The sequence below is a fragment of the Veillonella sp. genome (assembly GCF_015058545.1).
GTDB lineage: Bacteria > Bacillota > Negativicutes > Veillonellales > Veillonellaceae > Veillonella_A.
Genome location: NZ_SVCB01000016.1, coordinates 1 through 3,539, shown reverse-complemented (window position 1 = coordinate 3,539; position 3,539 = coordinate 1). Strand labels below are relative to the sequence as shown.

Below are 3,539 nucleotides of genomic sequence, written 5' to 3'. Positions count from 1 at the left end.
CTAAGATAGCTACCCCTATCCCCATAAGAGATACCATAATAGGCTCCATTAATTGTTGTAATTTTGCCATATAGCGGGACGTTAATCTATCATAATAGGAAGCGCCATGAGTCAGCATGGCTACCATATCCCCAGTCTCTTCACCTATAGTAATTAACTCCCAAAGAAATTCATTTCCCAATTTAGCCTTTTTTAAAGCGTCTCCAAATGTAGTTCCTTTAGCTAATAAATTATTTACTTGTGTTTGCAATAAAGTTGCATAGGGATTACCCCATAATGATTTTGTTAATATCAGCATATCTGTAATTGTTAAGCCACTGTCCAATAAAATAGCCCATACCTTTGTAATTCTGGCTAAAAAAAAGCAATCAAACCATTCATGACCACTACCGCGTTGCCATATATATCTCAACACAACTAAACGAATATCAGCTTGTTGCCAGATACACCAAATCCCAAATATGAATAAGCCTAATAAACCTATACATAAAGTTACATGAGTTGTAACAAAATCTCCAAAACTAAATAATATTTTTGTAATGAATGGCAAAGGCACTTGCATAGACATAAATACTTTTTTAAAAGCCGGTAATATAAACACGACCGTCACGCCTATGAATATCATCATGAGTAACAATAAGAATGCCGGATACGCTGCTGCTCCGCTTAATTGTCGTTGCCAGGCCCATTGTTTCTCATAATATTCTTTAATTTGAGAAAAACTGTGCGCTAAGGTACCTGCAGCCTCACCGGCTTGCAGTAATGCACAACCTATATTAGGGAACCCCACCTCTGATAATACCTTTGAAAGGGGATTACCTCGCTGTATAGCTTCATTAATTACTGCATAAGGAATATGCTTTATCGGCTTAGCGCTCAAAAATTGCATAACACGACGTATAGAAATACCTGCTTCTAATAATAAAGACATACGATATGAAAACTCTATAATATCTTTATACCGCCACTTAACATTATTTACTTCAGAAGATTTTATTAATGCAACTTCAATAATATGCCATCCTTTATATTGCAATTTTTGAACTATTTCTTCACTTGATTCAGCCCATATGGTATCTTCTTGTATCACCCCCTTTGCATCAAAGGCCCTATAGTTATACTGTTTCATAAGCCTGTTCCAAAACCTCCTTAAATTCACTATGTTCTCCCCATTCAGCTTTAAGAGCTGCCACGGCCATTTCCATTGTCTGCATTGGCGGTTGCGTTTCTTGAATTGATACAATTTGTGGTTCTTTACGCTGTCGAATCAAATTTGCTACAGCCGGTGTATTTAATAAAATATCTCTAACTACCACAAATTGTTTATCAAATCTTAATAGCCGCTGACATAATACAGCTCTTAATACTTGAGATAGTTGAGCTCTCACTTCTTCCTGTTGGGAAGCCGGGAAAACCGAAATCATCCGATTAATAGCCATTACTGCCCTTTGTGTGTGTAAAGTAGCAAATACTAAATGTCCCGTTTCAGCCGCATGTAATGCAGCTTCCAATGTTTCACGGTCACGCAATTCACCAATCATAATTACATCCGGATCTTCACGTAACGCATCTCTAACGCCCGCAGCCATTGATTCCATATCTTGTCCCAGTTGACGCTGATGAATCAAACTTTGATTATTTTCAAAGGTAAATTCAATAGGGTCTTCCAAGGTAATAATATGCTTATGACATTCATCATTAATGCATTGTAAACAAGTAGCTAGGGTATAACTTTTACCAGAACCCGTAGGGCCTGTGACAAGAACTAAACCTTCTTGTAAATGAACAATACGATGCAACAGTTTACCGGCTTCCCCCTCCGGCATAGTTAATGACTGATTATATAAAATACGCAATGTTCCGCACCGCTGTTGTTTGGCTTGATATAAATGAACCCTTACTCTGATATTTTTAAATGAAAAAGCACTATCTTTCGAAAAAACTGCGTATAATTTACGTGCATCAGCCACTTTTTCTAATGGATTTCCTTCTGAAGATTTCAAAGAATCTGCTAATTTCAGTTGATGATTACCCCTATTTTCATCATTTAATGTGCCGCGTTCACTTGCCTTTATAATTTCTGTAAACAAAGCATCTGCTACCTTAATCCCATTACACTTAACAATATCATTACCTAAGCGAAAATAAGGCTCCTGATGCAGTTCAAGATGAACATCTGTTGCCCCTTCAGCAATGGCTCGCTGCAACAATTCACTTAAACTCATAGTAATTCACCTTCAATATATTAAACTCCCCGAATTTCAATTCCGTTGCGCCGCACTTCATCAACTGTAGTCAGTCCTCTCCTTACCGCAAGTTCTCCGGACTCTAATAAAGTGGGCTTTACATATTGTTCACAATTCTCCCAATTTATTGCATCATTAGGCAAAGCCAACAATTCATATAGTGCTAATCGTCCACAAAACCCTTGAGACGTTTTTCTTCGTACTAAACGCTGTGCTATAGCACCTAATAAAGTTGCGCGTACCAAATAATCTTCAATGCCCATATCCAATAGCCGTTCTCGTACACCTAATGCTGTATTAGTATGTATCGTCGCCAACACTCGGTGCCCTGTTAATGCCGCTTGAACCGCTAATTCTGCAGTTTCCCGGTCGCGAATTTCCCCCACCATAATCGTATCCGGATCTTGTCGCAAAACAGCCCGTAATGCTTTAGGAAAAGTTAACCCTGCCTTTGGGTTTATTTGTACCTGTATAGCTCCCGGAATATCTGCCTCTACCGGATTCTCCAACGATATAACATTGTCAGACACCGTGTTTAGCAATCTAAGTAGCGCATATAATGTACTCGTTTTACCGGATCCGGTCGGTCCTGAAATTAAAAGTAAACCATAAGGCCTTTGCAATAAGCTAACCACGTTTTGTCGCACGTCTTCAGTCATTCCTAATTCCGTTAAACTTTTATAGCAATTTTCACTGCCTACAATACGACATACTATGGTCTCCCCATAAACTGACGGCAATGACGAAACACGAAGCATAACATCGTTTTTATCTTTGCCCTGCCAACACCAACGCCCATCTTGCGGTAAGCGTTTTTCACTAATGTCCATACCACTTAAAATCTTAATTCTGTTTATTAATTTATCCGCTGCATCCTGCTCTATCTTTTCATGAATATCGAGCACTCCATCAATTCTAAAGCGTATTAATAAACCTTCCTTCGTCGCATCAAAATGGATATCACTGGCATTTTCCGTTACCGCCTGACTAATCAACTTGTCCAATTCTAATTCAACCTGAAACATAATCGCCCCCTTTATACCCGGCTACAAAAGAGAAGTTCTTTATTTAATTTATAATTCCTGCTTAATTCCACCAATGGTGCGCATTGGCACTGACAGTATGAGTCAACATAGAAAAAACACAAAAAAACACCCTTCAGCCGTTTTTATCGTAGCCAACCTAACATATTGGCTATCCAAAACGACCACGGGTGTTTTTAGCGAGGTATAAACAGGTTCTATAATTTATTTTGGGGCGCTAAAGAGAAACGCTAGTTGCGTGTCCTCTTGG

General features: G+C 38.7%; 3 protein-coding genes. All 3 read right to left on the bottom strand.

From position 1 onward, the window contains the following. Window positions 1-1,129, bottom strand: a 1,129-nt coding sequence (locus E7204_RS00785; RefSeq protein WP_295180649.1) for a type II secretion system F family protein, incomplete at its 3' end; no start/stop codon positions are given. Continuing rightward, a complete protein-coding gene (locus E7204_RS00780) occupies window positions 1,116-2,225 on the bottom strand; it encodes an ATPase, T2SS/T4P/T4SS family (RefSeq protein WP_295180647.1) in 1,110 nt (369 codons plus the stop codon). The genes E7204_RS00785 and E7204_RS00780, both read right to left, overlap by 14 nt. A gap of 20 nt (window positions 2,226-2,245) precedes the next feature. Next, window positions 2,246-3,271 carry a GspE/PulE family protein gene (locus E7204_RS00775; RefSeq protein WP_295180645.1) on the bottom strand — a complete coding sequence of 342 codons (1,026 nt, stop codon included), beginning with the start codon at window positions 3,269-3,271 and terminating at the stop codon, window positions 2,246-2,248. Window positions 3,272-3,539: the final 268 nt, after the last annotated feature.

What these genes read in the sequence shown, in the direction of transcription:
- E7204_RS00780 (WP_295180647.1), bottom strand. Translation starts at nt 2,225, where the DNA reads ATGAGTTTAAGTGAATTGTTGCAGCGAGCCATTGCTGAAGGGGCAACA.
- E7204_RS00775 (WP_295180645.1), bottom strand. Translation starts at nt 3,271, where the DNA reads ATGTTTCAGGTTGAATTAGAATTGGACAAGTTGATTAGTCAGGCGGTA.